Genomic DNA, 25,818 nt, shown 5'->3' on the forward strand with positions numbered 1-25,818 from the left:
CGTCCTGCGGATCTGTGATGTCCTGTGGGCATGAAGAAGCTACTGATGGTCGTGTCCGCCGCCGACTCGCTGACGCTGGCGGACGGGTCCAGCCACCCCACGGGGTTCTGGGCGGAGGAGGTCGTCGAGTCCGTGCGCGTGCTGCGCGAAGCCGGCGTCGAGGTCACCCTGGCGACGCCGGGCGGTGTCGTGCCGACGGTCGACAAGGCGAGCCTCGACGGCACGTTCGACGAGGCCGTCACCTCCCTCGCGGACCTGCGCTCGCCGATCTCGCTGTCCGATGTGGACGGTTCGACGTTCGACGCCGTGTACCTGCCCGGCGGCCACGGCCCGATGGCGGACCTCGCCTTCGACGCCGACCTGGGCGCCCTGCTCGCTGACTTCCACGACAACGGCAAGGTCGTCGCAGCCCTCTGCCACGGACCGGCCGGACTGCTCAGCGCCGTCCGCGCCGACGGCACGTTCGTGTTCGCCGGCCGGGAGATGGCGGTGTTCAGCGACGAGGAAGAGCGCCAGGGCGGCCTGGACGTTCCCTACTCGGTCGCCGGACGGCTGGCCGCACTGGGCGCGCGGGTCGTCGCCGGGGAGCCGTGGTCGAGCACGGTGGTCGTGGACGGCACCCTCGTGACGGGCCAGAACCCGCAGTCGACCGCCGCCACCGCCGCCCGCGTGGCCTCGCTGCTCGCCTAGAGCGCCGTCTGCACCAGGGCCAGCACGGTCAGCAACGCCGGCCCGCGGCTGAGCTGCACTATCAGCCCGAGCGGCGTCGGCCCGAACAGCCCGAAGTCGACGATCGCGGCCCCGTGGTCGACCGGCGGCCGCGTCGCGATCCGGTACACGACCGCCACGGCCCCCACCGCCGACACGAGCCCGTTGAGCACGGACACGTGCGGGGTGAACGCCGTGGTGACCGCGCACCACAGCACCGCACCGGCCGCCGGGACCACGAGGTGCGCCCGCCGCAACGTCCGGTCGGGCAGGCCGAGCACCCTCCGCACGGCCGGGGACCGGCAGACGAACCTGAGCCCCGCGGCGAGGCGATCGGTGGCCAGGAAGGCGGCGATCACCTGCACGGCGGCGGCGAACTCGGGCTCGCCGCCGAGGGCCACGAGTGCGGGGGCGGGGAGCAGGGCGGCCCAGACCAGGGCGGCGTTGGGGGTGCGGCGCAGGCGGAGGGCGTCGGTCCAGGCGAGGGCGGCGACACGGGAGAGCCGGGAGGGTGGGGCGGACCTCGCACCGCGTCCGCCCACTCCCAGCCGGGCCGACTTCACCCGTCCCAGGGCACGCGCCCGGCGCTCGGCGAGGATCGCCCCGAGCAGCGCGAGGTCGAACCAGCTCACCGACACCTTCGCCACGCCCGCCAATGAACCTCCTGCCGCGAGGTCGGACCGCCGCAGGCGCGACAGCGACACGCCCGCCGCCACGGCCAGGCCGATCGCGAGGACCCAGGCGGCCACCGGCAGTGCGCCGGTGGCGCCCGGCTCCACACCCAGCTCCAGCGGCACCAGCAGCGCCACCACCGCGAGCCCCACCACCCCGCTCAGCCACCCCTGCGGCCGCCACCGCCCCCGCTGCACCACCACGGCGAACGCCACCACCGCCACCCCCACCGCCGCCCCGATCCCCACGGCTTCCAGCGCCGGCACCACCGCCCCGACGAGCCCGAACACGGCGGCAGTCCAGGCGACCCCCAGCCCGGCCGCGACCACCAGCAGTCCGAAGAACCGCGGCCGCAGCAAGGCCCCGCGCCGGACCGGCGAGCTCAGCACCCAGAACATCCGGTCGGCACCGGCGAACACCGGACCGAACGCCAGCGCCGCCTTCATCAGCACCGCGGCACCCAGCACCGACAGCCAGAGCGCGCTCCACGCGCTGCCGGCCGCGGGCGCCTTGGTCAGCCCGGCGTACGCCCACCCGTACGCGACCAGCGCGACGATCCCGAAGACGACCAGCCGCGAGTACAGCCGCGCGACCAGCAGCCGCCACGGCACCGGAGTCCGCAACCGGCGGCGCACCGCCCACGCGGTCACAGCGTGACGGTCCGGCACGCCACCGCCTCCACGAGCTCGGCGTCGTGCGACGCGAACACCACGGCGACCCCGGCGGCCTTCTCGGCCAGCAGCCGCGAGCGGAGCCACGCGCGCCCGGCCTCGTCCAGGCGCTGCTCCGGTTCGTCCAGCACGAGCACCGAGCGCGGCCGCACGAAGCACGACGCGAGCCCGAGCCGGTGGCGCTGGCCCGACGACAACGTGGGCGGCAGCTGGTCCGCCACCGCCGAAAGCCCGACCTCCGCCAGCACGCGCGCAACGTCCTCGCCGGACCCGTGCAGCCACGCCAGCAGCCGCAGGTGCTCCACGACGGACACGTCCGGGAAGTAGTCGGCGTCGTCCAGCAGCGACGCGACGGCCGCGCGGAAGGCGCATGACGACTCGTCCAGGGGGTAGCCCTCGAACAGCACGGTTCCGGTGTCGAGCACCTCGGCGCCGACGAGGCAGCGCAGCAGCGTCGACTTGCCCGAGCCGTTCGCCCCCACGACGGCCACGGCCTCGCCGGGCTCCACGACGAACGACAGACCTGCGAAAACGGGGACCCCGCCGTAGGCGAAGCCGGCGTCCCCCACGCCCAGCGACATGTGATCAGGGTAATGGGAATGGATCGGGCGCCCAGGCGTTAGAGTAGATGCAAACGCATTAGTCACTAAGTTTGAAGGAGGCGGGTGCCGTGCAGTTCGGAATCTTCTCGGTGAGCGACATCACCAGGGACCCGGTGAGCGGCGAGACCCCGAGCGAGGCCGAGCGGATCGACGCGATCGTGCAGATCGCGGAGAAGGCCGAGGAGGTCGGGCTCGACGTGTTCGCGATCGGCGAGCACCACAACCCGCCGTTCTTCTCGTCCGCGCCGACGACGCTGCTCAGCCACATCGCGGCGAAGACCAAGAAGCTCATCGTCAGCACCGCGACGACGCTGATCACGACGAACGACCCGGTGCGCATCGCCGAGGAGTACGCGATGCTGCAGCACCTGGCGAAGGGTCGCATGGACCTGATGCTGGGCCGCGGCAACACCGCGCCGGTCTACCCGTGGTTCGGCCAGGACATCCGGCAGAGCCTGCCGCTGGCGCTCGAGAACTACAACCTGCTGCACCGGTTGTGGCGCGAGGACGTCGTCGACTGGGAGGGCAAGTTCCGCACCCCGCTGCAGGGCTTCACCTCCACGCCGCGTCCGCTGGACGACCTGCCGCCGTTCGTGTGGCACGGGTCGATCCGCACGCCGGAGATCGCCGAGCAGGCCGCGTTCTACGGTGACGGCTTCTTCGCCAACAACATCTTCTGGCCGAAGGAGCACTACATCCGGCTGATCAAGTTCTACCGCCAGCGGTACGCGCACTACGGCCACGGCACGGAGAAGCAGGCCATCGTCGGCCTCGGCGGCCAGGCGTACATCGCGAAGCGGTCGCAGGACGCGCTGAACGAGTTCCGCCCGTACTTCAACGAGGCCCCCGTCTACGGCCACGGGCCGCGGATGGAGGACTTCATGGAGCAGACGCCGCTGTCGGTCGGCAGCCCGCAGGAGGTCATCGACAAGACGCTGACCTTCCGCGAGCACTTCGGCGACTACCAGCGCCAGATGTTCCTGATGGACCACGCCGGCCTGCCGCTCAAGACGGTGCTGAACCAGCTCGACCTGCTGGGCGAGGAGGTCGTCCCGGTGCTGCGCAAGGAGATCGAGGCGCGGCAGGACCCGGAGACCGCCAAGCCGCCGACGCACGCCGGGCGCGTCAAGGACAAGTACGGCGACAAGCCCGCCCGTCAGCCGCGGCCGAACGCCAACCGGGGTGACAACGTCACGGGCGGCTCGCCCTACCAGGACGAGAAGTGACCGGAGCCAACGAAGCGTGGGAGTCGCTCATGAAGGCGTACTCCGTGTTGATGAAGCAGTTCAACGCGGAGGACATCTGGGGCGACCTGACCATGCGGGAGTACGACGTGCTGTACCAGCTGTCCAAGTGCGACAGTCCACTCAGGATGAGTGAGCTGAACCGCCACGTGCTGCTGAGCCAGCCCGCCCTGTCCCGCATGGTCGAGCGCCTCGTCGAACGGGGCTACGTGCAACGGTGCCCCGACCTCGGCGACCGCAGGGGTGTGCGCCTGTCGCTCACCCCCGCGGGCCGCGAGACCCAGCGGCGGATCGGCAGCCCGCACGCACGCAGCGTCACGCGCGCCCTGAGCGTGCTGACGCCGGAGGAACTCGACCAGCTCGCCGCGATCACCGGCAAGCTCAGCCAGAACGAGGAGCGATGAGCCAGAACTTCCAGCTGGTGGTCGTGTCGGCGGGCACCAGCGACCCGTCGTCCACCCGCCTGCTCGCCGACCGCGTCGCCGGACGCGTCACGACGCTCGCCGGCAAGCGGTCGCAGACCGTCGGCACGAGTGTCATCGAGCTGCGCGAACTCGCCTCCGAAATCGCGAACGCGCTGGTGTCGAACCACATCGGACCCAAGCTGCAGAAGGCGATCACGACCCTGCAGCACGCGGACGCGATCATCGCGAGCACCCCCGTCTACAAGGCGGGCGCGAGCGGCCTGTTCACGTCGTTCTTCCAGGTCCTCGACAACGACCTGCTGATCGCGAAGCCCGTCGTGCTCGCCGCGACCGCCGGCACCGCGAGGCACGCTCTCGTGGTCGACGACCAGATGCGCGGTCTGTTCGCCTACCTGCGGACCGTGGTCGTGCCGACGTCGCTGTTCGCCGCGACCGAGGACTGGCAGGACAACGGCCTGAACAAGCGCATCGACCGGGCGGCCCTCGAACTGGTGGCACTCATGACGTCGGGCTTCGAGAAGACCGTGCGCGACGAGTCGTGGGGCAGCTACCAGCACGAGTTCGGCAGCGCGGGAGGCACGGAGCTGACGATCGACCTCGACTCCGACCTGATGCGCCTCGCCGCCGGTGGAGCGGCCAGCTAGAAGTCGGCGCTGCGCGAGAGCTTCTCGTTCTCGCGCAGCTCCGCGAGCGCCTTCTCGTGCATCGCGACGACGACGTCGTAGCCGGAGTTGCCGAGCACGATCCGCTGCGGCGGAACGGGTGCGTTCATCGCGCTGATCACCGCTCGCACCCCGCGCACGGGATCACCCTCCTGCCGGCCGTCGTGGGCCACGAACGCCGCCTTGACGCTCTCGACCATCGGCACGTAGGCGTCGACCACCTCGTTGACGGGCTCGTCCTGGAAGCCTGCGTAGGCCTTGGTGCGGAACGCGCCCGGCTCCACGACGAGCACCCGGACGCCGAACGGCTCGACCTCGGGCCGCAGCGACTCCGACAGACCTTCGAGCGCGAACTTCGCCGCCGCGTAGTAGCCGAACCCCTGCGCGCCGACCAGCCCCGCCACCGACGACATGTTCACGATCCAGCCGTCGCCGCGGGCCCGCATGCCCGGCAGGACCGCGCGGATCACGTCGACCACCGCGAACAGGTTGAGGTCGAACGTGCGGCGGATCGTCTCCTCAGGGGCTCCCTCGACCGACCCGTACCAGCCGCGGCCCGCGTTGTTGACGAGCACGTCGATCCCGCCGAACCGCTCCTCCGCCGCCTTGACCGCCGCGCGCACCTGATCGGCATCGGTGACGTCGAGCGGCAGCACCAGCACGCGGTCGCCGTACTCCTCGGCCCATTCCCGCAGCTCAGCGGGCCGCCGTGCGGTCACGACCACCTGGTCGCCCTGTTCCAGGGCGGCCTCGGCGTAGACCAGGCCGAACCCTCCGGGCGTCCCACCGGTGATGAACCAGGTCCTCATCTGACTTCTCCCATCGCTACAGCGCTCCATGTAGCGCTATAGAAAGCAATGTAGCGCTACATGCGCTAATGTAGCAAGCATGCAGAACGCACGGGATCGGCTCCTGCTCGCCGCGGCGGAGTTGCTGGAGGGCGGCGGCACGGTGTCCACGAGGGCGGTGTGCGAACGCGCCGGGGTGCAGGCGCCGACGCTGTACCACCACTTCGGCAGCAAGCAGGGCCTGATCGACGCCGTCGCGAACCACGGCTTCACCCAGTACACGGCCGTGGAGAGCTCCGGCGACCCGCTCGGCGACCTGCGCGAGGGCTGGGACCGGCACGTGCGGTTCGGGCTGGAGCACCCGTCGTTCTACGCCCTGCTCTACGGCCGCGCCCTGCCGGGAAAGCCCTGTGCCGTCACGGCTCCCGCGCACGCCGCGTTGCGCGAGCGGTTCACCGAGGCCGCCGCACGGGGCATGCTGAAGGTGCCCGCGGACGACGCCGCCGAACAGGTGCTCGCCGCCAACGTCGGCATCACGCTGACCCTGATCACCCAGCCGGAGCCGGACTTCGGGCTGTCCGAACGCGTTCGCGAGGCCGCGCTCGCCGGTGTGCTGCACACGCCGTCGGCCGACGGCCCGGCGACGCGCGCGAGCACCGCGCTCACCCTGCGGGCCCTGGTCTCGGACGACCCCGGTGACCTCACGCCGGGCGAACGCGCGCTGCTCGGCGAACTGCTGGACCGGCTGGCGCGCTAGACGACCCGGTGCTCCTCCGACCAGGGCACGAGCTTCCGCTCAGTCCAGGTCAGGGCGTAGAAGAGCGCCACGCTGATGACCGCCAGCAGTGCCATCGCCGCGAACGCCAGCGAGGTGTCGGCGCTGGCGCCGGACTGCAGGATCACGTAGCCCAGTCCGGCGTCGGCCCCGACGAACTCGCCGATCACCGCCCCGATGACGGCGAGCGTGATCGACACCTTCAGGCCGACGAAGACCTGCGGCAGCGCGTGCCACAGGCGCAGCTTGAAGAACTCGTGCGTGCGCGTGGCGTCGAGCGACCGGAACAGCTCGACCAGTTCGGCCGGCGTCGACCTCATCCCGGACGCCGTGGAGATGACGATCGGGAAGACGCACACGAGCACGACCATGAGCACCTTCGAGGTGAGGCCGAACCCGAACCACACCACCACGATCGGCGCGATGGCGACCTTCGGCACGGCGTTCAGGGCCACCAGCAGCGGGTAGAACATCCGCTCCAGGACGCGCGACCACACGATCAGCAGCGCGAGCGGCACACCGGCCACGACGGACAGTCCGAAGCCGGACACGGCCTCCCACACCGTGACCAGCGCCTGTTCGAGCAGGTAGCCGGGCAGCTCCAGGAACGACTCGACCACGTCCGCGGGCGACGGCACGAGCAGCGGCTGGATCTCGAACACGATCGTCGCGAGCCACCAGATCCCGACGATCGCCAGCAGGCCCAGCACCGGCAGCACGGCCTTCACGCCGTCACCAGCAGTCCGCGCAGCTCCCGGCTCACCGCGTCGAGCTCGACCTGACCGAGCGCACGCGGGCGGGGCAGACCGACGTCGACCACCGAGCGGATCCGGCCGGGCCGCGGGCTGAGCACCACGATCCGGTCGGCCAGCAGCACGGCCTCGTCGATCGAGTGCGTCACGAACACGACGGCGCGCGGCCGGGCGAGCTGGACCCGTTGCAGCTCCTCGCAGAGCTCGGTGCGGGTGATCGCGTCCAGCGCGGAGAACGGCTCGTCCATCAGCATCACCCGCGGGCTCTGGATCAGCGACCGGCACAGCGACACCCGCTGCTGCATGCCGCCGGACAGCTCGTGCGGCCGGCGCTTCTCGAACCCGCCGAGCCCGGTCAGCTCCAGCAGCTCGTGCGCGCGGTCGCGGTGATCCGCGAGGCCGAAGACCTCCACCGGCAACAGGACGTTGGCGAGCACCGTCCGCCACGGCAGCAGCGCGGGCCGCTGGAACATCACCGAGACGTCCCGACGCGGCCTGACGACCCGCTCGCCCGCGACGGAGATCCCGCCGGCGGACGGGGTGAGCAGGCCGGCGACGAGCCGCAGCAGCGTTGACTTGCCGCAGCCCGACCGCCCGATCACCGCCACGAATTCGTGCTCGCCCACCTCCAGGTCGATGCCGTCGAGCGCGTGCACGCCGTCGAAGGAGTGCGAGACCCCGTTCAGGGTGATCACTTCGGCGAACTCCCGAAGGACACGAAGTCGTTGGGCTGCAACGACCCTTCGGTGATCGCACCGGCCTCGACGAGCGTGCGGACCACCTTGGCGACCCGGTCCTCGGTGATCCCGCCGACGGGTCCGCTGTAGCCGGACGGCCGGACGTACGGCGCCATCAGCCCGACCTCGGCGCTCGCGACCGCCGCGTCCTGCGTCGGCTGGTACTTCTTGAGGATCGGCGCGACCTCGTCCGGGTGCTCGATCGAGTACTCGAGTCCCTGGAGCAGCGCCCCGATGAACTTGGTCGCCGTCTCGCCCCTGCCCAGCACCTCCTTGGACGTGACGAGCGCGTTGCCGTAGAGGTCGGGCACCAGGTCGCCGTACGGCAGCACGACGGCCTTCTTGCCCTGGGTGGCGGCCTCGATCAGCGGCTTGCCGACGACGAACTGGCCGATGCCGTCGACCTGCCCGGCCGCCAGCAGCTGTGGCAGCGCGGGCGGGGCGGACGGGACGAACTGGACCTTCGCGGGATCGATGCCCGCGGCCTTGGCGTAGACGGGGAACATCACCTGGTTGGTGGACCCCGGCTGGTCCCCGATCCTCTTGCCCTCCAGGTCTGCGGGCTTGCTGATGGCGCCGCCCTCGAGTGCGACGATCGCGGCCAGTGACCGCTGCTGGACCGCCGCCACGACGGTGACCGGCAGCTTCTCCTTGGCCGTCGTGATCGCCGTGGCGGTGAAGTCGGCGACGCCGAAGTCCGCCCGCCCGGCCGAGACCAGCTTCAGCACGTCGACGCTGCCGGTGCCCGGCGTGATCGTGACGTCGAGCCCCGCCCGGTCGAAGAACCCCTTCTCCTTCGCCACGTAGGCGTAGGCGTCCCGTCCGAACGTGCCGAACGACGTCAGGTAGTTGATCTTCTGCAGGAGCTGCACCTCAGCCGGTGACGAACAGGCCGCGACAGCCAGCAGGACGAGCACGGTTGAAAACGCTTTCCGCATGTTCCCTCCCCCGAAGGCACCCTCGTGCTCGAACATAGGGGGCGGGGAGGGTTCATGAACACGTCCGATCGTCCGGTGGCCGTGATCGGCGCGGGCCCGGTGGGGCTGATCACCGCGCTGGGCCTGGTCGCGCACGATGTCCCGGTAGTCGTCTTCGAGGCGGGCGACGTCCTGTCCGCCGACACCAGAGCGGGCACCGTCCTGACGCGCACGCTGGAGGTGCTCGACCGGTACGGCGCGCTGGGACCGGTGCTGGAGGTGTCGCTGCGGCTCGACGAGATCGGCGAGGTGGACCGGGCGACCGGGACGTCGACCGGGAGCGTCCTGTTGTCCGCGCTGGCGGACGAGACGCGGTTCCCGTTCGTCGTCAACGTTCCGCAGCACGAGCTGGAGCCCGTGTTGGCCGGCGTGCTGAGCGAACGGGCGCCCGGAGCGTTGCGGATGGGCCACCGGCTCGTGGACTTCGTGCAGCACGACGACGGCGTGACGCTGCAACTGTCCACTTCGGATGGAATCGTCGAGTTCGAAGCGGCGTACGCGCTGGGGTGCGACGGCGGGCGGTCGACCGTGCGCGAACGCCTCGGCGCGCGCATGGACGGGCACACGCTGGAGCAGCGGTACGTGCTGGTCGACCTGGTGTGCGACCTCGACGTCGAGAACCCGCGCGACTACCCGTACCTCGCCTACTTCGGCGACCGCGAGGAGTGGATGGTCCTGGTGCGGCAGCCGCACTGCTGGCGGTTCGTGTTCCCGCTGGCACCCGGCCGCCCCGAGCCGTCCGCGGACGAGTTGCGCGACAGGGCCCGGCACTTCGTCGGCGAGGTCGAGTCGGTGGAGGTGCTGGACAGCAACGTCTACACCGTGCACCACCGGGTGGCGTCGTCGTGGCGCGACCGCCGTGTGTTCCTGCTGGGCGACGCGGCGCACCTGATCACACCCATGTGGGCACTGGGCCTGAACACCGGCGTGCTCGACGCGTCCAACCTGCCGTGGCGGCTGGCGTGGGTGCTGCGCGGGTGGGCCGCCGCCGGGTTGCTGGAAGGCTACGAGGCCGAGCAGAGGCCGGTGGCCGTGCACGGTTCGGGCGCGATGGCGGAGGCGGCCCGTGCGGTGATGTCGCGGCGTTCGGACTCCGTTGCGGGCTGGCGGGACGCGATGACGCGGACGTTGCTCGGCGTGCGGCTGGGCGCCGACTGGTCGATGACGCGCACCGGCCCGCCGCAGGTCGGCGACCGCGCCCCGGACCTGCGGGTCTTCGGTCCGCGCGGTCCCGTGCACCTGCACGAGTTGTGCCGCGACACGTTCCTGGCGCTGCACCTCACGGACGCGCGCCGCCGGCCGTTCCTGCCCGGCGACGACCCCGCCGGGCTGCGGCAGGTCGTCGTGAGCCGGTGGGACGCGCCGCGTGCCTACTTCGACCCCGGCGACGCGGTGCGCGAGCGCTTCGGCGAGGTCGTCGTGCTGCTGCGGCCGGACGCGCACATCGCCCACGTCGAACCGTGGACCGCCACGTCGTGGCAGTCCGTCCGAGCCCGCTACCTGCAGGAGGTGCGCCTTGAAGGGTGACGTCGTGCTCTCGCCGTCGGGTGAGGAGGTCGTGCTCGTCGACGTCGGGCAGCGCGTGCTGCACGACGACCCGGTGATCAGGGTGTGGGAGGTGGCGCTCGAACCGGGCGAGACGCACGCGTGGCACCTGCACCACAACCCGTACGTGGTGCTCAGCGTCGAGGGCTCGGAAGGCCGCATGGACTGGCTCGACGGCAGCGAGCCGAGGTTCGTCCACGAACACCGCGGCGGCCACGTCTACCGGCCCGTGTCGCCCGTGCACCGGCTCACGAACATCGGCACGACCTCCTACCGCAACCGGCTGGTCGAGCTGAAGGACCTCGGCGAGAACCTGCCCGAACCGCTCGACGTCCGGCACGACGACGTCGGCGTGCGCACCGTCGTCGACCGGTCCCTGGACCTGGAGGGGCCGCACGTCCTCGTCGCGCTGGACGCCGAGGACGTGCGGCTGCACCCCGGTGGACCGTGCCGGTTCGACGGCGAGTGGTTCGTCGTCGAGCTGGCCTACCTGTCGAGGTAGGGCTCGATGTCCTCGGCCTCGACGACCGGACGGACCTCGATCGAGATCTCCTCGACGCCCGCGAAGCAGGTGACGTACTCCTCGGCCACCGCCGTGGCCTCGGCGAGGTCCCTGGCGTTGATCAGCAGGAAGCCGCCGACGACCTCCTTGGCCTCGGCGAACGGCCCGTCGACCGACCTGATCGCCGTGCCGCGCCTGCGCACCACCGCACCGCGCTGGTGGACGCCCTCGGCGCCGAGCATGACGCCGTTCGCGGTCAGCTTCTCCACGAACGCGTTCATCCGCTCGATGAGCTCGGGGTTCGGCTCCCACGAGGCCGGGTCGTCCTCCGGGACGCGGTGCATGAGCATGAAACGCATGGTGTCTCCTCGTTGTCGACTGACGGCCGTCGGCCGCCACCCCTGCGTCGATCGACGTCACGGAGCTTTCGACATTCTGCGCGGAACTTCTTCAGCGGGCGCGTGACACCAGGTGGTCCGCGGTCCGCAACGCCAGTGCCGCCATCGTGAGCGACGGGTTCGACGTGCCGAGCGACGGCATGCTGCCGCACCCCACGGCGTACAGGTTGGGGTGGTCCCAGCAACGCTGCCACTGGTCCACCACGGAGTCGCGCGGCGAGGAGCCCATCACGTGCGTGCCGCCGCTGTGCCCGGCGCCCCAGTAGCGCAGCGGCTCGCCGTTGTGCTCGAAGTAGTGCCCGTCGTCCGGCTTGTAGGCGGTGTGGTCCTCGGCGCCGAGCATCTCGAAGAGGCGGTCCGAGACCCGTTTCGACGCCAGCAGGCCGTCCTTGGCGTACTCGGACAGCGCGTAGTGGACGGACGGCCGCGGGGTGCCGAGCGCGTCGCGTTCCGCGGCGAGCGTGACGCGGTTGGCCGGGTCGGCCTCCTGCTCGACCTCGATCTGCAGCGTGAACTGCCTGCCGACCCGCTCCGCCACGGCCTGCCTCAACGCGGTGCCGCGCAGGCCGGCCGCGACGAGTTCGGCGGTGTCCGAACCGGGGCTTCCTGCCGACCAGCCCCAGCCCCAGTTGCCGATCTCGATGCGGAACGGCGCCCGCTCCCGGCGCTCGGGTCCCGACCGGAAGGTCTCGATGCCGGTCGTCGAGCCGGGACCGCGGAACGGGCCGATCGGGTGCGGCATCAGACCCCACGTCAGCAGCACGGGGTGGCCCATGAGGTTGCGACCGACCTGGTCGCTGCTGTTCGCGAGCCCGGACAGGAGCAGCAGTTTGGCGTTCTCGATCGCGTGCGCGGCGAGGACGACGACGTCCGCCTCCACCGAGTGCCGGGTGTGCCGGCCGGACGTGTCGTCCTCGTAGCGCTGGTAGTCGACCTTCGTGATGCGGCCGAACTCGTCGGCGTGCAACCGGTTCACCGCACAACGCGTGCGCAGCTCCACAGTGGACGACCACCGCCTCTGCGTCCGGTGCGGCGTGTACTTGGCGCCCTCCGGGCAGACCGGCACACAGCTCGCGAAACCCGCACACAGCTGTCCGTCCGGGTGGTAGCCGTCGACCGGGACGCCGTTGCGCGCCTGGGGTGTGCCGACGACCAGGAGCTCGCGGCCGTCGATGCGCTGACCGTCCACAACGGACGCGATGGCGTCGTCGAGGAACGTGCGCGGCAGCGCGTGCATCGGGTAGCGGTAGCCCTCGGGGATGGGAACGTGCCGGCGTTGCTCGTCGGCGTCGGCCGCGATCCCGATCTCCCACTCCGCCGCGCGGTAGGAGGGCTCCAGGTCGTCGTAGGACAACGGCCAGTTGCGGCCGCGGCCGAGGTCGCCGGTGCGGAAGTCGTCGGGCCGCATGCGGGGTGTGATGCCGGTCCAGGCGGTGCCGGTACCGCCGTTCATGCGCAGGTAGGGGCTCGCGAGGGAGTGCGGCCCGGTGTCGACCACGTAGTCGCTCGACGGCGCCGCGGCGGTCCGGCGGAACGGCACGAGCGGCGACTTCACCAGGGCCGTGCGGTACCTGCTGACCGCGTCCTCGTTCGGCTCGGCACCCGCCTCCAGCACGAGCACGCGGAACCCGTTGTCCCCCAGCACCTTCGCGACGAGCGAGCCGGCGAACCCCGCGCCGACGACCACGGCCCTCACCGGGCGCTTCTTCGCGGTCTGCGCTCCCAGCTGCCGAACCCCGGCGCCGACGTGCCCGGCGCGGCGACCCCCACGGCCTTCCACGCCAGGCCCTCGGCGTAGGCGCGCTCGGTCGGGATGACACCGCGCCAGACCCCGGTGTACCAGAGCTCGATGATCTCGGCCTCGGACGCGCCGTCGGCCAGCGCGCGGTACTGCTCGACCAGTCCGGTCGACCTCAGCTCCTCCGCCGAGAACCCGGTCAGCTCGGCGGACAACTCCACGAAGGCGTCCATCGGGCCATCCTCTGGCGGAGGAACCACGTGCACCAAACGATCCGGGCGAGGCTCACCCGCGTGGCGCAACCTCCATCTCGCCGAGCCGCGACCAGTCGTCCTGGTCCACGTTCTGGCTGACGATCCGGGGCGTCTCCGCGAGGTACCGCGGCAGCTCCTTCTGGGCGTTCTTGAAGTGCTCCGAGTTCACGTGCACACCACCCGCGTCACCGTCGCGGAACGCCTCGACCAGCACGTACTCGTTCGGGTCGTCGAGGCTGCGCGACCAGTCGAACCACAGGCAGCCGGCCTCGGCGCGGGTGGCCTCGGTGAAGCTCCTGCTGATCTCGGGCCACGCCTCGGCGTGCTCGGGCAGGACGAGGAACTTGGCGGTGATGAAGATCAAGACGACCCCTCCTTCGGCTGAACGCACCCGACCCTAGTCTGTTTGCGCGGTCAACGACCGGCGGCCCGCCCGGCACCCCTCCGCGCCCCACCTCCCCCGCGCCCCCATCGGGTTCCTCCCCCTGCGAGGTCGTCCAACCTGCGCGATCATCCCCGAGTGCCCGAGATGATCGACACCCGCAGGCGGAACCTGGTCGTCGCGGCCGTCCTGCTCGCCATGCTGCTGGCCGCGCTCGACCAGACGATCGTGTCCACCGCGCTGCCCACGATGGTGGCCGACCTGGGTGGCGGCGCACACCTGTCGTGGGTGGTGACGTCGTACCTGCTCGCCGAGACGATCATGACGGTGCTGATCGGCAAGTTCGGCGACCTCTACGGGCGCAAGAAGACGTTCCTCGTCAGCGTCGCGCTGTTCCTGGTCGGGTCGTTCTTCGCGGGCTGGTCGGAGTCGATGGGCACGCTGATCGCGTTCCGCGCGGTGCAGGGGCTCGGCGCAGGCGGGTTGATGGTCACCTCGACGGCGATCATCGCGGACGTCGTGCCGTTGAAGGAACGCGGCAAGTTCCAGGGCCTGGCGGGCGCGGTGTTCGGTGTCGCGACGGTCGCCGGGCCGTTGCTCGGCGGGCTGTTCGTCGACCACCTGAGCTGGCGGTGGGCGTTCTACGTGAACATCCCGCTCGGCATCGCCGTCGTGCTGGTGGCGGTCGCGGCGCTGCCGGCGATCAGGGCCGAGGGCCGCCCGAGGATCGACTACGCGGGCATCGCGCTGATCGCCCTGGCGGCGACCGGACTGACGCTCGTCACGAGCTGGGGTGGCACGGAGTACGCCTGGACGTCGCCGACGATCCTGTGGATGGCGGCCGGGTCGGTGGTGCTGCTCGTCGCGTTCGTGTTCGTGGAGCAGCGCGCGGCCGAGCCGATGCTGCCCATGAGGTTGTTCCGCAGCAGGGTGTTCACGGTGTCGGGCATCCTGAGCTTCGTCGTCGGGTTCGCGATGCTCGGCGGCATCACGTACCTGCCGATCTACCTGCAGTACGTGCGCGGCGAGTCGGCCACGGCGTCCGGGCTGTGGATGCTGCCGCTGATCGCGGGCCTGATGTCCACGGCCCTGCTCACCGGCAACACGATCAGCCGCACCGGCCTCTACCGGCCGTTCCCGATCGTCGGCTCGGTCGTGCTCACCGTCGGCCTGTTCCTGCTGTCGCTGCTGGACGCCTCGACCAGCTACTGGGAGATGGGCGCGTTCATGGTGGTGCTGGGCGCGGGCATCGGCCTGGTGATGCAGGTGCCGGTGATCGTCGTGCAGAGCACCACGAACTACACCGACCTCGGCGTGGCGACGTCCGGCATCAGCTTCCTGCGCACGATGGGCAGCTCGTTCGGCGTCGCGATCTTCGGCACGATCTACGCGAACCAGCTACCGAAGCACCTCGTGGTGCCGCCGGGCGTCGACCCGCGCGCCATCGCGAGCCCCGCCGCCGTCCACGCGCTGCCGGAAGCGGTGCGGGCGCCGATCGTCGCCGGGTACGCGGAGACCGTGCAGATGATGTTCTTCATCGCCGCCCCGATCGGCCTGGTGGCGTTGCTGGTCGCGGTCTTCCTGCCGCAGGTGCAGCTGCGGGACACGTCCCGGGCGGCCGCGGCGGGCAACAGCGGTGTGGGCGAGAGCTTCGCCGCGCCGCCGTCGAACTCCTACGACGAGCTGCGCAAGCTGGTGTCCACGGTCGTCTCCAGGTCGTCGGAGGACCCCGGAATGGCGGTGCTGCGGCGTTCCGGCGTCGACCTGCCGCTGGAACAGGCCTGGATGCTCGGCCGCGTGTACCGGGCGTCGACCGACGACGGGGTGGCGACGCTGGACGAGATCGGCGAGATGACGAAGGTGCCCGGTGGCATCTTCGAACCGACCGCGCAGGCCCTCGTGCGGTCCGGGCACCTGGCGTTCGGCGACGACGGCTACCGGTTCACCGACCTCGGCGCGGACGTGTTCGCCCAGCTCGTCGTCGCCTGGCGGCGCTGGCTGCTCGACCAGCTGCAGGACTGGCACGAGCCGGACCAGCGCGACTTCGCCCACGCGCTCGACTCGTTCGCCGACGAGCTGATCGAGAGCGGCCGGCAGCTCAGCCGCGTCTAGATCCTCGCCTCCAGGGCCGCGGCCTCCGCGTCGCGGCCCTGCTCCCGGTACAGCTTCAGCGCCCTCCCCCACCTCTCGCGCGCCGGCTCGTCCTCCCCCGCCGCCGCGTGGACGTCCCCGAGGTGTTCGAGCACGGTGGCCTCCTCGGCGGAGTTGTCCAGCTCGCGGTAGAGCGCCAGCGCCTCGCCGTAGTGCGCGACGGCGTCGGCGTGGCGGCCGTCGTGGTGGGCGATGTGCGCGAGGCTGTCGAGCGTGGCCGCGGAACCCTCGGCGTGACCGAGCCTGGTGTTGAGCAGCATGGCTTCTTCGCAGAACGTGCGTGCTTCGGCGTAGCGGCCCAGGCACGCGTACCGCCAGCCGACCTCGTTCAGCGCCTCCGCCTCGCGGACCTCGTGCCCTGCCGCGCGGAACTGCTCCAGCCCGGCGAGCGAGTGCTCCAGCGCCTTCTCCAGGTCGCCCTCGAACTCCGCCGCCCACGCGATCGCCCGGTGCGCGCCGCCCTGCGCCTCGTGGTCGCCCTCGCACAGCTCCAGGCCGCGCTCCAGGTGCTCGTGCCCCAACGCCGACTGGCCCAGCTCGATGTAGTCGGCGCCGAGGCAGCGGTGCGCGGCGGACTGCTTGAGCCGGTCGTCCCACGCCTGCGCGGCGCGCAACGCCATCAGCCAGGCCTCGACGTCGTCGGTCGTGCGGCCTCGGCGGAGGTGGTAGTTGTTCAGCGCGCGGCCGATGAGCCAGACGACGTCGAACCCGTTGCATGCCAAGGCCTGGCGCTGTTCGGTCAGCAGGCAGGCGTGCTCCGCGTCGAACCACGCCATCGCCGCGGCGTTCGTGTCGAAGGTCAGCGCGTGGCTGCTTTGGTGCTCTGGCAACGGTTTGTGCGGTTCCAGCATGAGCGCGGCCGCCCGTGCCGTCGCCGCGTAGAAGTCGGCCAGCCGGGTGCCCGCGTCGGCGGCGAGGTCGGCCGCGTACAGCCCGACGAGGTCGTGCATGCGGTAGCGACCGGGCACGTGCTGCTGCACGAGGTGCGCGTTCTCCAGTTCCCGCAACACCATCCGGGTCCTCGCGGCCGGCCGGTCCACCACCGCGGCGGCCGCCGTCAAGCTGATGTCCGCCGTGCCGACGGTGCCGAGCAGGCCGAACGCGCGCGCCGCCTCGTCGGACAGCGCGGCCACGGACCACGAGAACACGGCGCGCAGGTTCGTGCCGATCTCGCCCGTGTCGAGGGCGTCGAGGGGTTGGTCGCGCAGTTCCGCGGCGAACGCGGCCAGCGGGAAGCCCGGTTCCATCGCGGCGCGCGCGGCGACGATCGACAACGCCAGCGGCAGGCCTCCGCACCAGCTCACCAGGTCCGCGACGACCTCGGGTTCGGCCGCCACGCGTGCGGGGCCCAGCCTCGCCACGAGGAACTCGCGCGCGTCGGCCGGATCCAGCACGTCGAGCGACACGGAGCGGGCGCCGTGCGCGGCCACCAGGCCCGCGAGCTTGAGCCTGCTCGTGACGAGCACCGTCGCGTCCGGGCCGGGCAGCAGCGGCACGACCTGTTCGGTGGAGCGGGCGTTGTCGAGCAGCACCAGCACCCGCCGGCCGGCGACGAGGCTCCGGTAGCGGGCGGCCCGTGCGTCGAGGCCGGCCGGGATCGTCTCCTCCCCCAACGCCTCCAGGAACTCGCGCAGCACCGCCTCGGGAGGCGTCGGCTCGGCGGACGGGTCGAAGCCGCGCAGGTTGACGTAGAGCTGGCCGTCCGGGAAGTCGGCCAGGTGCCGGTGGGCCCAGTGCAGCGCCAGCGCGGTCTTGCCGATGCCGCCCGTGCCGCCGAGCGCGGTGATCACGACGGTGCCGGGCCGGTCGAGCGCCGCGAGCTCGTCGGTGCGGCCGGTGAACCACGGGTGCGGCGCGGGCAACTGACGTGGTCCGGCGGGCCTCTCTTCCCCGCTTCCCACGAGGATCCGCTGGTGCACGTCCTGCAGCGGCCTGCTCGGGTCGACGCCGAGCTCGTCCGCGAGGCCGCGGCGCACGACCTCGTAGTGCCGCAACGCCTCCGCGTCGTTGCCCGAGCGGTGCAACGCCAGCATCAGTTGCGCGGCAAGGCGTTCGTCGTGCGGGTGTTCGCCGGCGAGCACGCGCAACGACGGCAGCAGCGCGGCGTGCCGGCCGTCCGCGAGCGCCGCGTCGTTGCGGTCCAGTTCGGCGGCGAGGCGTTCGGCGTGCAGGCTTTCGCGCAGCGCGTCGAACCACGGCGACTCGAGCCCGTCCACCGCCCGCCCGCGCCACAGCCCGAGCGCCGCGTCGAAGTCACGATCACGCACGAAAGCCCTGAAGCGGAACAGGTCCACCTGTGACGGGGCCACCGCGAGCCGGTACCCCGCGGGAGAACGCTCGATGTCCAGCCCGAGCAGCTTGCGCAGCCGCGACACGTAGCCGTAGAGCGTCTCGCGGGCCCGCAGCGGCGCCCGCTCACCCCAGACGCGGTCGAGCAGCCGGTCGACGGGCAGCGGCCTGCCCTCCTCCACCAGCAGCGCGGCCAGCACGGACCGTTGCCGGACGTGGCCGACGTCGACCAGCGCGCCCTCGTCGCGCACCTCCACGGCGCCGAGCAGCCCGAACTCCAAGATCACTCCTCAGCAGCGGGTTCAAGGTTCATCCTAGGTTCACCGGGCAGGGTCGTCACCGTGGGAAGGCCCCGCGTCCGACCGGACCCGGCAGCCCAGCCAGGGGTCTTCCCTCCACCACCGCCGCAGCGAAAGATCACCCGAGCGGACCAGGGCTGATCCGTTCCTCCACATGCGACCCTGAAACCGTGAGCACCACCCGGATCGGGTCGTTCAACGTGGAGAACATGTTCGAGCGCCCCAAAGTGATGGGCCGCAACGCCACCAAGCACGCGGCCCCGGTCCTGGCCGCCCACGCCCGTTTCAACGAACTCATCGCCTCCGAGACCTACCCGCCGGAAGTCAAGGAAGAGCTCAAAGAACACCTGGCGACGCTCGAGTTGCTCAGGAGCGACCGGAGCAGGTACGCGGTCCTGCGGCGCATCCGCGGCCGCTTCCTCGCCCGCCACCGCACCGGCGAGACCTCGGTCGTGGCGAGCGGTCGCGAGTCCTGGGTCGGCTGGGTCGAGCTCACCACCGAACCCATCAGCGAACTCGCCACCCGCCACACCGCCCAGGTGATGCGCGACGTGGGCGCGCACGTCCTCGGCGTCGTCGAGGCGGAATCACGCGAGCTGCTGCACATGTTCTCCGCGTCGATGCTCAAGCACGTCGGCTGGACCCCGTACGAGGAGGTCCACCTCGTCGACGGCAACGACGAGCGCGGCATCAACGTGGGCCTGCTGACCCGCGACGCCCACCAGGTCATCATGATGCGCACGCACGTCTACGCGCAGGACAGGTCGGGCTTCATCTTCTCCCGCGACTGCGCCGAGTACCACGTCCGCACCCCGGCGGGCCCCGAGGTCGTCGTGCTCGTGAACCACCTGAAGTCCAAGGGCTACAGCACCCCCGGCGACCCGCTGGGCGCCCGCCGCCGCTTCCGCCAGGCCGTCCGCATCGCCCGCATCGTCAACCGCCTGCGCGACGAGGGCCACGACCACATCGCCGTGGTCGGCGACCTCAACGACACGGCGGACAGCGAGTGCCTCCGCCCCCTGTTCCAGCGCACGGGCCTGCGAGACATCAGCGAGCACGAGAACTTCGACTGGAACCACCGCTTCGGCACGTACCGCGGTGTCAACGAGAAGGGCAAGATCGACTACGTCCTGCTCACCCCACCGCTGTTCGCCAAGGCCACCGGAGGCGGCGTCTTCCGCAAGGGCGTGTGGCGCGGCCCGCGCACCCGCAACCGTTGGGACGTCTACGAAACCATGACCGCTGAGGTGCACGCGGCCAGCGACCACGCCGCGATCTACGCCGACATCGACTGGACGCGTTAGATCAGTTCGACCGTTACCTCGATGACGTCGCCCGGGGCCACGTCGTTCTTCTTGCGCACGGCGGCTTTGACGGGCAGCACGTAGCAGCCGGACTGCTTGTCGGGGAACACCGACGTCGACCACGTGCTGGCGCCTACGCCGGCCCGCACCTTGACGGCGCCGAAGCCGGTGCCTGGGGCAGCTACGTCGCGGATCTGGTCCGAGACGTCCTCGGGGAGGGTGACGAAGGTCCACGTGTCCAGGCGGCGGGCGTCCCAGAGCCACAGTTCCGCGTCGAAGACGAACATCGCGTCATCCTTCCAGCAGTGAGCCAGTGGAGGTGGACGACGTGGTGGCGTCGGACCGGTCAAGGCCGGCGGACGGGCGACACCTCGCTCGTGCTTCCCAGGTCTTACGCCGTCACTCCGGGTATCCGAAGCCCACGAACCACCTCCACCACTCGCCCGATGGAGTGACGAAGGCCACCGACCATTTCGGTCGGTAAACCTACCGAATCGGTTGGTGAACGCCGTAAAGTCGACGACATGCCACGACAGCCCAGGACCGGGGTCGACGAGAAGATCCTCGACGCCGCCGCCGCGCTCTTCGCGCGGCACGGCTTCGAGCAGACCTCGTTGAAGTCCCTCGCGGACGCCGTCGGCCTGTCCAAGGCGGGCCTGCTGCACCACTTCCCGAGCAAGGACGCTCTCTTCGAAGCGGCGTGGGCGCAGAGCCGGATCATCACCCAGCACGTCCTCGACCTGGTCAAGGACCTCCCGGCCGGTCCCGAGAGGGACCGCCGGTCGCTCGAGTTGCTCACCGACTACGCGCTCGACCGGCCCGGCATGGTCGCGCTGCTGTTCCGGTCGATGACCGCACCCGGCGAGGACCCGCAGCAGGCGCAGGACGAGCTGTTGCTCAACGAGATGTTCGTGATCGACCCCGCCGCGGAACTGCCGCGCGCCATCCGGATCGTCGGCGCGCTGAGTGCCATGGCGGTGCTCACCCTTCTGGCCAACCAGGAGGGTGACAAGACGCTGTGGCGTCCCCTGATCCTCGCTACCTGTTACGACGCACTCGGGCACCAGGAGGCCTGACCATCATGGCGAAACTGCTCTACAAACTGGGAATGGGCGCTCACCGGCGCCGCCTCCCCGTCGTCCTGATCTGGCTGCTCGTGCTGATCGGCGCCGGTGCCGGCGCGTTCACGCTCGGCGGTGAGACGTCGAACTCGATGTCCATCCCCGGGCAGGAGTCGACGACGGCGCTGGAGCGCATCCAGGACACGTTCGGTTCCGGCGAGACCGCGCAGGCGCGGGTCGTCCTGCAGGCGCCGGACGGCCAGAAGCTGCCGCAGCACCTCAAGACCATCACCGACCTGGTGGCGGACGAGTCGGCGCTGCAGGGCGTGCGGTCGGCGACGAACCCGCTCGACCCGGCCGCGCCGAGCGTCAACCAGGACGTCAACGTCGGCTACAGCACCGTCACCTACGACGTGAAGCCCGGCGAGGTCACCGCCGAGCAGCGCGCCGACCTGCTCAAGGCCGTCGACAAGGCCCGCGCGGCCGGGTTGACCGTCGAGGTCAGCGGCACCGCGATGCAGGAGATCCCGCACATCGGCGGTGCCACCGAGGCCATCGGTGTCGTGCTGGCCCTGGTCGTGCTCGCGCTGACCTACGGCTCGCTCGTGACGGCCGGCATGAACCTGCTCAGCGCCGGCATCGGCGTGGGCATCGGCGCGCTCGGCATCACGATCGCCACCGGGTTCATGGACCTGCAGTCGACCACGCCGATCCTCGCCTCGATGCTGGGTCTCGCGGTCGGCATCGACTACGCGTTGTTCATCATCAACCGCTACCGCCAGGAGCTGCGCCGCGGCTCGGACGTCGGCCACGCCGTCGCGACCGCGGTCGGCACCGCCGGTTCCGCCGTCGTCACCGCCGGTCTGACCGTCGTGATCGCGCTGGTGGGCCTCGCGATCGCCGGCATCCCGTTCCTCACGCAGATGGGTGTCTCGGCCGCCGCCACGATCGTCGTCGCGGTCCTGATCGCCATCACGCTGGTGCCCGCGGTGCTGAGCATGCTCGGCCGCCGCGTGCTGACCCGCAAGGAACGCGCCGCCGAGGCCTCCGAGCCCAAGGACCGCGGTGTCGTCCGCGGCTGGGCGGGCGCCGTCACCCGCAACCGCGTCGCCGCGCTGCTGCTCTCGGTCGTGGCGCTCGGCATCGTGTCGATCCCGGTGGCGTCCATGGACACCACGCTCATCCAGAAGCCGCCGGCGAACTCCACCCAGGAGCGCGCCGACCAGATCCTCGCGAAGGGCTTCGGCGAGGGCTTCAACGGCCCGATCATCGTCCTGTTCGAGGGCGACGGCGCCGCGGCCACGGCCACCAGGGAGTCCGAGCCGCTCGCGAAGCTGTCCGACGTCGCCCTCGTCGCCCCGGCCCAGCCGAGCCAGGACGGCAAGTCCGCGCTCGTCACCGTGATCCCGAAGTCCGGCCCCGACACCGTCGAGACCGAGAAGCTCGTCGCCGATCTGCGAGCCGAACTGTCCGACGTGCAGGGCGGCAAGGCGTACGTCACCGGCGCCACCGCGGTGAGCGTCGACGTGGCCACGTCCCTCGACAGGGCCCTGCCGATCTACCTCGCGGTCGTCGTCGGCCTCGCTCTCGTGCTGCTGGTCCTGGTGTTCCGCTCGCTGCTCGTGCCGCTCGTCGGTGTCCTCGGCTTCCTGCTGACCATCGGCTCGTCGCTCGGCGCCACGGTCGCGGTGTTCCAATGGGGCTGGCTCGCCGACGCGGTCAACCTCGACGGCACCGGCCCGCTGATCAGCCTCACCCCGATCCTGGTGATCGGCATCCTGTTCGGCCTCGCCATGGACTACCAGATCTTCCTGGTGTCCCGGATGCACGAGGCGCACCACCGCGGCGCCAAGCCGATCGAGGCGATCACCACGGGCTTCCGCCAGGCGGCCCCGGTCGTCATCGCCGCGGCGCTGATCATGTTCTCGGTGTTCGCGGGCTTCGTCCCGGCCGGCGAGCCGACCGTGAAGTCGATCGCGTTCGCTCTGGCCGTCGGCATCTTCGTGGACGCGTTCGTGGTCCGCATGGTGCTCGTGCCCGCGGCGCTCGCCCTGCTCGGTGAGCGCGCCTGGTGGCTGCCGAAGTTCCTGCGCTGGCTGCCGGAGCTCGACGTCGAGGGCACCGCGCTCGACGAGATCGAGCAGAAGGACAAGAAGGAGCCGGTCGCGGTCGGCTGATCCCTCCGCTCAACGGTCCGTCATGCCCGTGATCTGATCACGGGCATGACGGACTTTTCTGTTCTGCACCACGCCTACGGCACCGCCGAGGACGTCCCCGCTCTCCTCGACCGGGCGGCCGCCAGCGACCAGGAGGCGTGGTCGGAGCTCTGGAGCCGCCTGTGCCACCAGGGCACCAGCTTCCCCGCCAGCTACGCGGCGCTCCCCCACCTCGCGGCGATGAACAACGCCGACGCGGTCCTGCTCGCGGCGGGCATCGTCGCCGACGGCGGTGACGACGAGGTCCGCGCCGAACACGCGGCCTCCATCACGGCGCTGACGGCCACCGCGAACGCGTTGCTGCCCGAAGCCGACGAAGGCGCCTACCCCTATCTGCTGGAGGGCCTTCTGGTGTTCGAAGGCGTCCTCGACGCGGCGGACGTCCTGTCGTGGGGCGTGGACAACGACGAGTACGAGGTCGAGTGCCCCGAGTGCGAGACCCCGATGTTCCTCGTCCTCGACGAAGGCGTCAGCCGGATCGACGAAGACGAGGAACGACCGCTGAAGCCCGCCGATCCCGCGAAGCTCGACGGCGTGGGCCGGCGAGTCTGCGACACGGCCGACGCGCACGGCCAGTCGAAGGCCGTGCGCGCCTTCCGGTTCTTCTTCGGCCAGGCGACCTGCCCGGCGTGCGACACCGAGTTCACGGTGTCGGAGGAACTGCTTTAGTTGTACTGACCCAAGAGGTTGGGAACGCGGGTGGCGGGTGGAGACCTGCGAGTGCGGCGTGGTCGCGGTGGTGATTGAGTGAGTCCCAACTCGTGCAACGACGCTGGTCAGCGTGCTCGCCCACCGCGGGCCGCGTCACTCCACCCCTCGATCCGCATTGATGATGTCCACAACATCGTCGACGTAGGCCAGAGCGAGCGCCGCGTGTTCTGCGAGAACGCGGGCCGTCTTGCGAGCCAGAGGCAACGCGGAGCGGCGTCCATCCGTCTCGAGCTCCGCTTCGATGGCCACGGACAGACTGACCGTGCCACCCGACGACAGGTGGCGGACGAGTTCATGGTGCAGCCGCTGACTCGTTTGCTGTGTCGGCCCGGGATTGCGGTAGTTGCCGACGCGGCGTCGGAGGTCATCGGTCTCACCGATGTAGATCCGAGGCCTTCCAGTCGAGGCCGCGAACGTCAAGCGGTAGATCGCGGCGACGCGGGGCAACCGCGGGAACACCGGCTTGTCGTCGGACAGTCCGACCTCGCCGGCGATCCGCCAGACACAACGCACGCGCACGTCCAGAGCGGGAGTGCCGTCATCGACGGGTAGCTCGATCGCCGCGGCGACCGGCTGGCTCTCACCTCCGACGTCCAGCGGAGCGTCAAGTCGAACGAACCGCACTCGACGACGCTCCAGGGAGACGAAGTCGACCCGCCAACCGGCGCGGTGCCACGCCGCCTGCTGGGACAGCAGGCCGTTGGCCCACCACGCCCGGTGCTCGTATGCCGACGCGGGCAGACCACCGACGAGGTCAGAGATCTCGGCAAACGACAGTTCAACACCCTGCCGACCGTCACGGGTCACGGCAGCGAGGCGTCCCGTCAGGGGTGCGTACTTGCCCGCCAATCGTGCTCCCATCACAGCGATCACGACTTGGATGCTTGGCAGTATCCCCGGAAAGACCGACAAATGTGTGCACTGAGCGCACCAACCCTGACGGCAGGCAAGGCGCGCCGGCAACCGCGGATGGAGGGCACCTGGACCTGCGTCATCAACAACGGCAGTGCGGCAGGGATGGAGGGAACCAGCCCTGCGCACAGCCGAATCGACCGGTGTCGACATTCCACACCAAATCCGGAGGCCTCAATTCCAAGATCATCCGACTACCTGTCGAACCGTTCGTAACCTCAGTGGTCAGTAGACGCTAGTCGCCGTTCTTCACGTACGTGCCGTGCAGCGCCACCGGCTGGGAGCGCTTCGCCCGCATCCGCAGGTTCAGGAACTCCACGAACACCGAGAACGCGATCGGCCCGTACACGTACCCCTTCGGAATGTGCTGGTCGAAGCCCTCGGCGATCAGGCTGGCGCCGATCAGCAGCAGGAACGACAGCGCGAGCATCTTCACCGTCGGATGGCGGTTCACGAACTCCGAGATCGCCTTGGCGGAGAACAGCATCACGACCATCGCGACCACCACGGCCGCGATCATGATGCCCAGTTCGTCGACCATGCCGACCGCGGTGATGACCGAGTCGAGCGAGAACACGACGTCGAGCACCAGGATCTGGGCGATCACGCTCGCGAACGAGACGGCCTTGCGCTCCTTGGCGTGGTCGGCGCCCTCCAGCTGCTCGTGGATCTCGAACGTCGCCTTGCCGAGCAGGAAGAGGCCGCCCAGCACCAGGATCAGGTCCCGGCCCGATATCTCCTGGCCCCACACCGTGAACAACGGCGCCGTCAGCCCGATCACCCACGCCAGCGAGGCGAGCAGCAGCAGGCGCGTGATCAGGGCCAGCGAGAGGCCCACGACCTGGGCCCGCCGCCTCTGCTCCTCCGGCAGGCGCCCGGCCAGGATCGAGATGAAGATGACGTTGTCGATGCCGAGCACGATCTCCAGCAGGAGCAAGGTGGCGAACGCGACCCACAGCTCAGGGCTCGTCATCCACTCCATCAACAGTTCCTTCCACCCGCACCAGATTGACCGATTTGACCGAATCATTGCAGAGGGTCCG

General features: G+C 70.6%; 26 protein-coding genes. 12 read left to right on the forward strand and 14 right to left on the reverse strand.

All coding sequences use genetic code 11. The features are described 5' to 3' along the window. The first annotated feature begins 30 nt into the window (after positions 1–30). The gene (locus tag BMY74_RS06655) at positions 31–690 is read left to right on the forward strand and encodes a type 1 glutamine amidotransferase domain-containing protein (protein WP_089912544.1); all 660 of its coding nucleotides are present in this window, start codon (positions 31–33) and stop codon (positions 688–690) included. Here the strand turns inward: BMY74_RS06655 and BMY74_RS06660 are convergent. Next, positions 687–2,030, reverse strand: a complete 1,344-nt coding sequence (locus BMY74_RS06660; RefSeq protein WP_089911207.1) for a DUF6297 family protein — start codon at positions 2,028–2,030, stop codon at positions 687–689. The genes BMY74_RS06655 and BMY74_RS06660 overlap by 4 nt on opposite strands. Beyond that, positions 2,027–2,632, reverse strand: a complete 606-nt coding sequence (locus tag BMY74_RS06665) for an ABC transporter ATP-binding protein (protein ID WP_089911210.1) — start codon at positions 2,630–2,632, stop codon at positions 2,027–2,029. The genes BMY74_RS06660 and BMY74_RS06665 overlap by 4 nt, the downstream gene beginning before the upstream one ends. A gap of 89 nt (positions 2,633–2,721) precedes the next feature. Between BMY74_RS06665 and BMY74_RS06670 the strand changes: the two genes are divergently transcribed. From BMY74_RS06670 to BMY74_RS06680, 3 genes are read left to right on the forward strand one after another with little or no spacing between them, the layout of a single operon-like run. Then, positions 2,722–3,879, forward strand: a complete 1,158-nt coding sequence (locus BMY74_RS06670) for an LLM class flavin-dependent oxidoreductase (RefSeq protein WP_089911213.1) — start codon at positions 2,722–2,724, stop codon at positions 3,877–3,879. Further along, entirely contained in the window at positions 3,876–4,301 is a 426-nt protein-coding gene (locus BMY74_RS06675) for a MarR family winged helix-turn-helix transcriptional regulator (protein WP_245785945.1), read from the forward strand. Before BMY74_RS06670 ends, BMY74_RS06675 begins: the two co-directional genes overlap by 4 nt. Then, positions 4,298–4,966, forward strand: coding sequence for a CE1759 family FMN reductase (locus BMY74_RS06680; protein ID WP_089911217.1), 669 nt, complete (start codon positions 4,298–4,300; stop codon positions 4,964–4,966). Before BMY74_RS06675 ends, BMY74_RS06680 begins: the two co-directional genes overlap by 4 nt. Here the strand turns inward: BMY74_RS06680 and BMY74_RS06685 are convergent. Further along, positions 4,963–5,793, reverse strand: a complete 831-nt coding sequence (locus tag BMY74_RS06685) for an SDR family NAD(P)-dependent oxidoreductase (RefSeq protein WP_089911220.1) — start codon at positions 5,791–5,793, stop codon at positions 4,963–4,965. The two genes, BMY74_RS06680 and BMY74_RS06685, sit on opposite strands and share 4 nt — an antisense overlap. Positions 5,794–5,872: 79 nt before the next feature. On the opposite strand from BMY74_RS06685, the gene BMY74_RS06690 reads away from it, so the two are divergent. Continuing rightward, positions 5,873–6,529, forward strand: a complete 657-nt coding sequence (locus tag BMY74_RS06690; RefSeq protein WP_089911223.1) for a TetR/AcrR family transcriptional regulator — start codon at positions 5,873–5,875, stop codon at positions 6,527–6,529. Here the strand turns inward: BMY74_RS06690 and BMY74_RS06695 are convergent. Genes BMY74_RS06695 through BMY74_RS06705 form a run of 3 tightly spaced genes read right to left on the reverse strand, consistent with a single transcriptional unit; the run spans position 6,526 to position 8,974 of the window. Beyond that, the gene (locus tag BMY74_RS06695) at positions 6,526–7,275 is read right to left on the reverse strand and encodes an ABC transporter permease (protein ID WP_089911226.1); all 750 of its coding nucleotides are present in this window, start codon (positions 7,273–7,275) and stop codon (positions 6,526–6,528) included. The two genes, BMY74_RS06690 and BMY74_RS06695, sit on opposite strands and share 4 nt — an antisense overlap. After that, positions 7,272–7,994 (reverse strand): ABC transporter ATP-binding protein, encoded by a 723-nt coding sequence (locus BMY74_RS06700; protein ID WP_089911229.1) that lies wholly within the window; start codon positions 7,992–7,994, stop codon positions 7,272–7,274. Before BMY74_RS06700 ends, BMY74_RS06695 begins: the two co-directional genes overlap by 4 nt. Then, positions 7,991–8,974, reverse strand: coding sequence for an ABC transporter substrate-binding protein (locus tag BMY74_RS06705; protein ID WP_089912551.1), 984 nt, complete (start codon positions 8,972–8,974; stop codon positions 7,991–7,993). The genes BMY74_RS06700 and BMY74_RS06705 overlap by 4 nt, the downstream gene beginning before the upstream one ends. Before the next feature lie 54 nt (positions 8,975–9,028). On the opposite strand from BMY74_RS06705, the gene BMY74_RS06710 reads away from it, so the two are divergent. Both BMY74_RS06710 and BMY74_RS44840 read left to right on the forward strand, forming a co-directional pair. Further along, positions 9,029–10,540, forward strand: coding sequence for an FAD-dependent monooxygenase (locus BMY74_RS06710; protein WP_089911231.1), 1,512 nt, complete (start codon positions 9,029–9,031; stop codon positions 10,538–10,540). Beyond that, a complete protein-coding gene (locus BMY74_RS44840; protein WP_177229607.1) occupies positions 10,530–11,060 on the forward strand; it encodes a cupin domain-containing protein in 531 nt (176 codons plus the stop codon). The genes BMY74_RS06710 and BMY74_RS44840 overlap by 11 nt, the downstream gene beginning before the upstream one ends. Here BMY74_RS44840 and BMY74_RS06720 read toward each other — a convergent pair. The 4 genes from BMY74_RS06720 to BMY74_RS06735 all read right to left on the reverse strand — a co-directional run bounded on the left by BMY74_RS06720 (position 11,045) and on the right by BMY74_RS06735 (position 13,814). Next, positions 11,045–11,419 carry a YciI family protein gene (locus tag BMY74_RS06720; RefSeq protein ID WP_089911234.1) on the reverse strand — a complete coding sequence of 125 codons (375 nt, stop codon included), beginning with the start codon at positions 11,417–11,419 and terminating at the stop codon, positions 11,045–11,047. The genes BMY74_RS44840 and BMY74_RS06720 overlap by 16 nt on opposite strands. A gap of 91 nt (positions 11,420–11,510) precedes the next feature. Beyond that, the gene (locus BMY74_RS06725; protein ID WP_089911236.1) at positions 11,511–13,154 is read right to left on the reverse strand and encodes a GMC family oxidoreductase; all 1,644 of its coding nucleotides are present in this window, start codon (positions 13,152–13,154) and stop codon (positions 11,511–11,513) included. Further along, a complete protein-coding gene (locus tag BMY74_RS06730; protein WP_089911239.1) occupies positions 13,151–13,429 on the reverse strand; it encodes a hypothetical protein in 279 nt (92 codons plus the stop codon). The genes BMY74_RS06725 and BMY74_RS06730 overlap by 4 nt, the downstream gene beginning before the upstream one ends. Before the next feature lie 52 nt (positions 13,430–13,481). After that, positions 13,482–13,814: a putative quinol monooxygenase gene (locus BMY74_RS06735; RefSeq protein ID WP_089911242.1), complete on the reverse strand. Its 333-nt coding sequence runs from the start codon at positions 13,812–13,814 to the stop codon at positions 13,482–13,484. A 165-nt stretch (positions 13,815–13,979) separates the two neighbouring features. Between BMY74_RS06735 and BMY74_RS06740 the strand changes: the two genes are divergently transcribed. After that, the gene (locus BMY74_RS06740; protein WP_089912554.1) at positions 13,980–15,944 is read left to right on the forward strand and encodes an MDR family MFS transporter; all 1,965 of its coding nucleotides are present in this window, start codon (positions 13,980–13,982) and stop codon (positions 15,942–15,944) included. Here BMY74_RS06740 and BMY74_RS06745 read toward each other — a convergent pair. Beyond that, positions 15,941–18,553 (reverse strand): AfsR/SARP family transcriptional regulator, encoded by a 2,613-nt coding sequence (locus tag BMY74_RS06745; protein WP_425434819.1) that lies wholly within the window; start codon positions 18,551–18,553, stop codon positions 15,941–15,943. The genes BMY74_RS06740 and BMY74_RS06745 overlap by 4 nt on opposite strands. A gap of 188 nt (positions 18,554–18,741) precedes the next feature. Here BMY74_RS06745 and BMY74_RS06750 point away from each other — a divergent pair, with 188 nt between their 5' ends. Next, entirely contained in the window at positions 18,742–19,875 is a 1,134-nt protein-coding gene (locus BMY74_RS06750) for an endonuclease/exonuclease/phosphatase family protein (RefSeq protein WP_218159539.1), read from the forward strand. Here BMY74_RS06750 and BMY74_RS06755 read toward each other — a convergent pair. Then, complete coding sequence (locus tag BMY74_RS06755) at positions 19,872–20,162, reverse strand: DUF1905 domain-containing protein (protein WP_089911249.1); 291 nt, start codon at positions 20,160–20,162, stop codon at positions 19,872–19,874. The genes BMY74_RS06750 and BMY74_RS06755 overlap by 4 nt on opposite strands. A 237-nt stretch (positions 20,163–20,399) precedes the next feature. Between BMY74_RS06755 and BMY74_RS06760 the strand changes: the two genes are divergently transcribed. Genes BMY74_RS06760 through BMY74_RS06770 form a run of 3 tightly spaced genes read left to right on the forward strand, consistent with a single transcriptional unit; the run spans position 20,400 to position 23,821 of the window. Next, a complete protein-coding gene (locus tag BMY74_RS06760; RefSeq protein WP_089911253.1) occupies positions 20,400–20,951 on the forward strand; it encodes a TetR/AcrR family transcriptional regulator in 552 nt (183 codons plus the stop codon). Positions 20,952–20,956: 5 nt separating this feature from the next. Continuing rightward, positions 20,957–23,113 carry an MMPL family transporter gene (locus BMY74_RS06765; RefSeq protein ID WP_089911256.1) on the forward strand — a complete coding sequence of 719 codons (2,157 nt, stop codon included), beginning with the start codon at positions 20,957–20,959 and terminating at the stop codon, positions 23,111–23,113. A gap of 45 nt (positions 23,114–23,158) precedes the next feature. Continuing rightward, positions 23,159–23,821 (forward strand): hypothetical protein, encoded by a 663-nt coding sequence (locus BMY74_RS06770; protein WP_089911259.1) that lies wholly within the window; start codon positions 23,159–23,161, stop codon positions 23,819–23,821. Positions 23,822–23,956: 135 nt separating this feature from the next. On the opposite strand, the gene BMY74_RS06775 is transcribed toward BMY74_RS06770, so the two are convergent. Together BMY74_RS06775 and BMY74_RS06780 are read right to left on the reverse strand one after the other, a co-directional pair. Further along, a complete protein-coding gene (locus BMY74_RS06775) occupies positions 23,957–24,736 on the reverse strand; it encodes a DUF7662 domain-containing protein (RefSeq protein WP_143091468.1) in 780 nt (259 codons plus the stop codon). A 274-nt stretch (positions 24,737–25,010) separates the two neighbouring features. Next, a complete protein-coding gene (locus BMY74_RS06780) occupies positions 25,011–25,757 on the reverse strand; it encodes a TerC family protein (protein WP_089911265.1) in 747 nt (248 codons plus the stop codon). Positions 25,758–25,818 lie beyond the last annotated feature (61 nt).

The organism is Lentzea albida, assembly GCF_900111005.1.
GTDB classification, from domain to species: Bacteria; Actinomycetota; Actinomycetes; order Mycobacteriales; family Pseudonocardiaceae; genus Lentzea; species Lentzea albida.

Coding starts and splice junctions, on each gene's coding strand:
- BMY74_RS06770 (WP_089911259.1), top strand. CDS start 23,159: ATGACGGACTTTTCTGTTCTGCACCACGCCTACGGCACCGCCGAGGAC.
- BMY74_RS06740 (WP_089912554.1), top strand. CDS start 13,980: ATGATCGACACCCGCAGGCGGAACCTGGTCGTCGCGGCCGTCCTGCTC.
- BMY74_RS06710 (WP_089911231.1), top strand. CDS start 9,029: ATGAACACGTCCGATCGTCCGGTGGCCGTGATCGGCGCGGGCCCGGTG.
- BMY74_RS06690 (WP_089911223.1), top strand. CDS start 5,873: ATGCAGAACGCACGGGATCGGCTCCTGCTCGCCGCGGCGGAGTTGCTG.
- BMY74_RS06730 (WP_089911239.1), bottom strand. CDS start 13,429: ATGGACGCCTTCGTGGAGTTGTCCGCCGAGCTGACCGGGTTCTCGGCG.
- BMY74_RS06685 (WP_089911220.1), bottom strand. CDS start 5,793: ATGAGGACCTGGTTCATCACCGGTGGGACGCCCGGAGGGTTCGGCCTG.
- BMY74_RS06665 (WP_089911210.1), bottom strand. CDS start 2,632: ATGTCGCTGGGCGTGGGGGACGCCGGCTTCGCCTACGGCGGGGTCCCC.
- BMY74_RS06680 (WP_089911217.1), top strand. CDS start 4,298: ATGAGCCAGAACTTCCAGCTGGTGGTCGTGTCGGCGGGCACCAGCGAC.
- BMY74_RS06705 (WP_089912551.1), bottom strand. CDS start 8,974: ATGCGGAAAGCGTTTTCAACCGTGCTCGTCCTGCTGGCTGTCGCGGCC.
- BMY74_RS06760 (WP_089911253.1), top strand. CDS start 20,400: ATGCCACGACAGCCCAGGACCGGGGTCGACGAGAAGATCCTCGACGCC.
- BMY74_RS06765 (WP_089911256.1), top strand. CDS start 20,957: ATGGCGAAACTGCTCTACAAACTGGGAATGGGCGCTCACCGGCGCCGC.
- BMY74_RS06780 (WP_089911265.1), bottom strand. CDS start 25,757: ATGGAGTGGATGACGAGCCCTGAGCTGTGGGTCGCGTTCGCCACCTTG.
- BMY74_RS06655 (WP_089912544.1), top strand. CDS start 31: ATGAAGAAGCTACTGATGGTCGTGTCCGCCGCCGACTCGCTGACGCTG.
- BMY74_RS06720 (WP_089911234.1), bottom strand. CDS start 11,419: ATGCGTTTCATGCTCATGCACCGCGTCCCGGAGGACGACCCGGCCTCG.
- BMY74_RS06755 (WP_089911249.1), bottom strand. CDS start 20,162: ATGTTCGTCTTCGACGCGGAACTGTGGCTCTGGGACGCCCGCCGCCTG.